Annotated in this window: 1 protein-coding gene; it reads right to left on the reverse strand. The window is 45.7% G+C overall.

The annotated features are described in order from the left end of the window. Positions 1-5,932, reverse strand: a 5,932-nt coding sequence (locus A3738_RS09150; RefSeq protein WP_197473751.1) for an Ig-like domain-containing protein, incomplete at its 3' end; no start/stop codon positions are given. Positions 5,933-5,958 lie beyond the last annotated feature (26 nt).

Consider the following 5,958-nt stretch of genomic DNA (forward strand, 5'->3'; position numbering starts at 1 on the left):
GATCGACTGGGTCAACCGGATTCGGGCCATCAATAACCGGATTAATTGTTACAGTCATTGACGTCGTTGCACTATTGCTATCGACTTGGCTGCTATCATCGGGATCAACATCTTCATTATGAATCGTGACCTGCAGAACGATATCGCTTAGATGGCCTATTGCTGGCGTGATCGTGAGACCGGCAAGCTCAGCGGCTGTCAACGTCCAGCTACCATCTCCATTGTCAGTGCCAGCAGATAACGTAGCATCTAACGGCACATCGCTGATAGTGTAACCAGTAACTGACTCAGAACCGTCGTTATCTGCTAGGCTACCAGTGATATCCAAGGCAATAGCACTATTCTCATCACCATTTACATCACTCGCACTCACCGCAGGCGCATCAGCGACTGCTTCCAAAGTAACTTCTACCGAACCATTATAAACTTCACTAACATCGCCCTCTGTGAACGTTACTGCAGTCGTTAATGTAAAGTCATCGCTGGAATGTTCGACTGGCGTAAGGCTCAAACCGTCAAGATCAGCGGGATCCACTGTCCAGGTGCCATCACCGTTATTCGTACCCGCTGACAAAATCGCTCCAGTTGGCACACCACCGATCGTGACACTGCTCATTGTTTCATTAACATCAATGGGAGTTAATGGACCCAATTCAAGATCAAAAACTGCGTCTTCTGCTACAGTGACAGCCCCCGTCAGTGGATCACCGTCAGCACTAGGGTTCGATGGATCGATTGGATCAGTCGGATCGACTGGGTCAACCGGGTTAGGACCATCAATTACAATTGGATCATCAATTCCAGAATCGTCCAACATCGAAACAATCAATTCGCCTGAGTGAGACAGCTCAGAAATCAAATAGGTATCTGGATCAGTATCCTTAATATAAGCTGTCACGGTGATTGATATCGGATCAGCTAAAATTCCATCAGGAATGAATCTTAGATCAACGAGTTGATCAACAGTAAGCGACCAGCGACCATCTCCTAAATCATGCCCTGCTGACAAAGATGAACTCTGTGGAATATTAGACAGAATTACCTCGCTAACCTGCTCTGAACCGTCATTATCGGCGAGAGCAACATCGATCTGTAAAGGAATCTCATTGTCATCATTTATCTCTCCGGAAAGCAATGTAAGCGTCGGCACATCTGCTTCTGGGTCGACGTACACCGTCAGTGTCGAATCCGTTACTTTTGAAGAAATAACTCCGGTGTCAGGATCAGTATCTTGTGAATGAACGCTAACACTGAGGGTAAAATCACTACTACTATGAATTGGGGGAGTAATCATAAAAGTATTCACATCCGACCAACTATTAGTATCCGCTGTAAGGGTAGCACCACCCGGAATATCGCTGACGCTGACTAGGGTAAAGGTCTCTGATCCATCTGTATCAAGCAAACCAATATCCATTTGAAGCGGAATAGTGTAGTCCTCAAATAAGCGAGTAATTTCAGTATCAAGCAAAACATCATCCGCCACTGCATTGATTTCAACCGAAACTTCTCCCGTAAATACCTCAGTTGTAGTGCCTTCACTAATTGTCAAAGCAGTACCAAGAATTACATCTGCGCTGCTGTCCGGGGAGGGAGTAAATATCAGCCCATCAACATCAGACAATGGTACCGACCAATTACCGAAACCGTTATTAATACCTGCACTCAAATTCGCCAATAAAGGTACATTGCTGATAGTTAAAGACGATAACGTCTCATCACTGTCCGCAGGTGTAATCGGACCAAGTTCTAACGCTACTGCCGTGTCTTCATCAGTGCTAACACTGCTATTAAGTGGATCGCCAAGCAGACCATCAATCACAGACGTATCGTTGAAACTCACTGCTAAATCGGCCTCTATATAAGCGCTGTCCTGTGCTCCTGTGTCACTATCAGTGTCAGTTATATGAATCTGCACCGAGAGTACAAAATCATTATCGTCATCCGTGGCAGGTTGCAGGGTCAGTCCAGTCAATTCGGCTTCCGTTAAGTGAACACTTCCATCCAACTGTGCAGAACCAGCAGATAGTGTTGCCCCCTCTGGCAAGCCTGTAATAACGATATGATCGATCTGTTCAGATCCATCCATATCAACTAACGCGGGCGTTATATTCAGTTCGACGGACTGGTTAATTGACGTTTGAGCATCATAGACGGTCAGCTGTGGTTGATCTGCTTGGGCGCGAATATCAACCTCGACACTGTCACTCAATGAGGGATGATTGATATCGTCAGTAGTGACATCAACTGTAAGCGTAAAGTTATCATCTTGGTGCTCAATTGGCGTCAAGGTCAATCCGACTAGCTCAGCCTCTGTTAACGACCAAACGCCACCACTCTGATTTACACCGGAAGATAGCAGCACACCTTCAGGCACACCACTAATAGTGATGCCCTGAACCACTGCTGTTTCGGATGCCCCCTTATAAACAACAATATTAAGAGCCATTACTGTATCTTCCACCTCACTGATACTGCTGGCAGAGACCGACACACCATGGTCGCAGAGAGTCGTTATTGATAGTGTTGTCGATGCTGAAGCTTGAGTATCGCTCTCGCTGGCAACTGCATTAACTAATAGATCGTAACTGCCATTAAAGCCTTCTGGGTGGGATATTTCGAGATTGCCCAAATCAAAACCTGTAAGTAGTGCTTGAGAAATACCGTCGATTACCATCACCTCAGCAGTGAGGGCTCCGTCCGTCACTATAGATCCTACGGGCAGGTCCAATAACATTACAGACAGAGTTTCTGAGCCATCGATATCAACCAATGAAGCCTCTGCATTCAGACCATAATTAGCGCAATTTTCAACAACCAAAGCTGCATCAGGAAGTACATCAACGACCACAGTGGCTACTGATACATTAAACCCATCGGATATCGTTACTTGATAACTGTCTCGACCGAGAAAACCATCTACTGGAGTGTATGTGAATGTGCCGTCACCATTATCAAGAACAGCTCCGTTACTGCCCTGAGTAAATGATTGAACGATAAGAATGTCACCCTCCGCATCTGTGGCTGTAGTAATGACATTATCTGAATCTATACTCCCTTGGTCGATGCGCATAGACTGCTGCTGATCCAAGAGTGACGGAGCCCAATTCGATGGTGCCATCGAGATAGTAAAATCTGACTCAGCATTGTGATTTTGAATACCAATCGAGCCATCGTTCAGTAATTCTCCGAAGTCATAAGCTGTTTTTACAACACCATCTACTACAATGGACGCGACGCTGCCATCTACGACCAATGTCATCGCATTTGGCTCACCAACAGTAATTGTTTCCGGAACAAAGGTGTCAGCGACGATATCGCTATTTTCAATACCGTTTTCAATCTGATTGAACTCCCAACCTTGTTTACCAACACGCATGTAAGCGGCTTTATAATTATTAATATCGACATAATCAAAGATTATGGCCCCATTTTTATACTCCGGCCCCGGCAGGTTATATGTTGCGACCGTGGTCTCTAGTTGAAAAGACTCAGCCAAGGTACCGGCAAATCCTATCAAAGCTGTCGCTCGATCAGCACCGTCACTAATTGAGTTAATCGCGAAACTCTTACCCTCGAACTCCCATTCTTTTGCCTGGACTGACACGAAATGTGGATTACCGTCAAAAACTGCTGAAGAGAATGAAAAAAGGTCGATATCGTTAAAATAGACGGTAGCACTCTCTCCGTTACCAAGATCTATCGAGGCTATTCCGGCAATTTGATCGATCGTAACTTGCTCGGATATGTAGTTAGAGAAATCAAGTGTATCGTTTCCGCCGCCGCTATTGATGGTAAAGCTATCCCCATCCTCAAGTTGCCCAAACGAATAGGTATCATCACCAGGACTGCCAGTGACCTCATCTAAGTCATAGTAATCACCCTCAACCCCATCCGCGATAATCTGGAAATCATTATCCGTCAAGTCGATATTAATTGGATTAGCGCTACTACTCATATCGAGCTCGCCACTTACTGGCTCAGGAGGCACCTCGAGACTAAAATAGTCAATGATATTTACCAGCGGTTGGTCAGCAATACCTGCAACATTCACGACGCCTGGTACGCTGAGCTGATTACCATTATTATCAGTGATGGTAACAATGAATCCCATTTCACCATCAAGATGCAAAGTTGGCACAAATTCAAAACTGCCATCACTAAGGGGACTGACAGTCGCTTGGCTTGGATCATCCAATACCATCTCGTCAATTGAGATCACCTCGGTATCAATATCCGCTGTGTCAATCGTAAGAATATTATCCTCATCAATGGACGCGCTGAATAACGGCACGACATTCACATCGAATTCAACAACGCTACTAGCGGATGTTGTCAACATCGATTCTGCATCGGTATCTTCGCTGTTCACCGTTAAGGTAAGGCTGAAATTACCGCTATCACCGGGTGCAGAAGTGAGAGTTAGATCCTCTAGATCAGACTTTGTAAGTGTATAGCTACCGTTACCCAAATCTATTCCTGCGGACAGCGTTGCCCCACTGGGCAATCCACTCAAAGTCAATGAACTAAACAACTCACTACCATCAAGATCAATCAGATCCGCAGATAGGTTAAGCTCAATGGGAGTATCAACCAATCCTAATGCATGCTCGGCTGTGACGTTAGGTGCATCTGCCTCAGCCTCAACGTTGATCATAAAGCTAGCTTGTGTCTCGAACTGGCTGCTCGATAGATCATCATCATCTTGATCAACAGTAGTAACAACAACTGTTATAGTATGGTCCGCACTATCATGCTCTACGGGAGTAAATGTTAAGCCTACTAAATCATCGGCAGTGAGTATCCATTCGCCATTACCCATATCAATGCCAGCGGATAGTTGCGCTCCAAGAGGGACATTCAATAACATAATGTCTGCAATTGTTTCGTCACTACCGGCAGTCACAGCCACCGAAATATCAAGAGCAATTGCGCTATCCTCTACTCCATTCACATCGTTAGCGACAATTATCGCTGTGTCAGCAACCTCGTTAACAACAACAGTCAGCGTGTCACTTGTCTCAGCTTTAGAAATCAGGCCAGTGTCGCTATCAATGTCATCAATAAATGTAGTAATGGTTAATGTAAAATCATCACTACTGTGTGGAGGAGGAGTAATGGTTAAGCCTGTCAAATCAGACCCCGACACCTCCCAAATGCCTTCACCACGATCAATGCCTTTATTCAATTGCGCACCCGCAGGAACGCCGGCCAACTCGATATGGGTTATTTTCTCTGAACCATCTTCGTCAATCACATCAGTGCTAACTAAAAGCGCTATAGCCGAATCCTCATCGCCCTCAACGTCTTCAACAGTCAATGTTGGTGTATCAGCTACTGGATCTATATAGATAGTGTGGAGCAACGTTTGCTGTACTTCACTTGTTAGTCCCGTGTTCGGATCAGTATCAGTCAACGTAAACTCGATGCTCAACACAAAATCATCACTACTGTGCTCAGGCGGAATGATCTCTAGACCTTGCCATTCAGCAGCGGTCAATATCCATGTACCGTAACCGTCATCATAACCTGCAGAGAGCTGCGCGCCTGAGGGCAAATCGCTGATTGCCACTGCACTAATAGCCTCCGATCCGTCAAGATCATCCAGCTGAACAGACATCTGTAGAGGGATAGCATAGTCTTCAAATAACCTTGTAATGTCTCCCTCAATACTCAAGCTATCCACGACCGCGTTAACCTCAACATCCATCGTCGACAAGGTCTCAGACGTACTCACCTCTCCTGTCTCAGGATCGACATCTGCCACGCTCGCCAACACCGATAAGCTGAAGTCTTCGCTATCATGCAACGGTGGCGTAATCGTTAGACCGACCAACTGATCGACACTTAAGGTCCAGCTATTATCACCGTTATCAACGCCAGCTGATAACGTCGCACCCACTGGCACATCGCTGATTACTATCGATTGCACTGACTCAGAACCATCAAGATCCACCA

The sequence above is a fragment of the Oleiphilus sp. HI0066 genome, from assembly GCF_001635725.1.